This window comes from Pseudomonas sp. PDM17 (genome assembly GCF_014851985.1).
GTDB lineage: Bacteria > Pseudomonadota > Gammaproteobacteria > Pseudomonadales > Pseudomonadaceae > Pseudomonas.
The window spans coordinates 1-473 of sequence record NZ_JACVAT010000024.1 but is presented as its reverse complement, the minus strand read 5'-3'; the positions used below and the strand labels follow the sequence as shown (position 1 = coordinate 473).

Sequence of the window (473 nt, the reverse complement as noted above, 5' to 3'; positions counted from 1 at the left end):
CGCCACCCTTACCGCTGCGCCCGCTTTCCTCGCTGGAGTCCAGCGGCCGGGACGCCGTCTGGAACCTGCAGAGCGGCTATGGACTGGTCCTGCAGCAGGTCAGCAATCGCGCCTACTACTACCGCGATGCCGGCGCCGAGTTGGACGCGAATGTTGACGTGCTCAAATCGCCGAAAACCACCTACGGCGAGGCTTATCACTACGGCGAACCGCACCAGAAACTCGGCGACGCCTACGCCCAGGACGAAGACCTGGAGAGTGAAAGCGCCTACTTCTACGCGCGCCTCGCCCATGAACGCTACCTCAACGCGCGCACGCGCCTGACCGGTTTCACCAGCAGCCCCGTGCTCCTTCCCGGCCAGATAGTGAAGCTCGACGGCGCGGATAAGCGCTTCGCGGCGGGCGCGGTGATTGTCGACCTGCAGTGCCGCGCTGCTCGCGACCGCAGCTTCGAAGTGCAATTCGAAGCCATC

General features: G+C 64.7%; 1 pseudogene. It reads left to right on the top strand.

What is annotated here, in order from left to right:
• A pseudogene (locus IB256_RS30485) lies at positions 1 to 473 on the top strand (contractile injection system protein, VgrG/Pvc8 family); the annotation flags it as partial.